At 59.1% G+C, this 384-nt stretch carries 1 pseudogene; it reads right to left on the bottom strand.

From position 1 onward, the window contains the following. A pseudogene (locus JHD63_RS23110) lies at nucleotides 1–190 on the bottom strand (IS5/IS1182 family transposase); the annotation flags it as partial. Nucleotides 191–384: the final 194 nt, after the last annotated feature.

The raw sequence follows: 384 nt of genomic DNA, 5'->3' as shown, positions 1-384 counted from the left end.
GCTGCATGAAGTGGATGCGCAGCATCGTCTCCAAGGCAAACGGCGGGCGGCCGCGCTTACCGTCGGGTGCGTACGGTCTGATCAGACTCACCAGAGCAGCCCACGGCACCACGCGTTCCATCTTCGCAAGGAACTCGCGCTTGCGCGTTCGCTTGGTCGTCAAATTCAGGCCCAGCTCGGCTTGTTTCATCGCGTCGATTGTCCTCGCGCACTTGCACTGATCAGCACATCGTGGCGCGATTTACGCAGACATTCCTTAGTCTTACTGTGTCATAAAAGATGCTTTGCGCTTGCCCTTCCGCAGCATGGGCACTGCCCGAGACGAGCGATCAGTTGGTAGCTCAGTCGATGACGCAGTGTCGTGATCGACGTCGCCACGTGGCG

Origin of the sequence: Xylophilus sp. ASV27 (assembly GCF_016428875.1) — a bacterium.
Lineage (GTDB): Bacteria > Pseudomonadota > Gammaproteobacteria > Burkholderiales > Burkholderiaceae_C > Xylophilus.
This window is presented reverse-complemented; position numbering and strand designations above follow the sequence as displayed.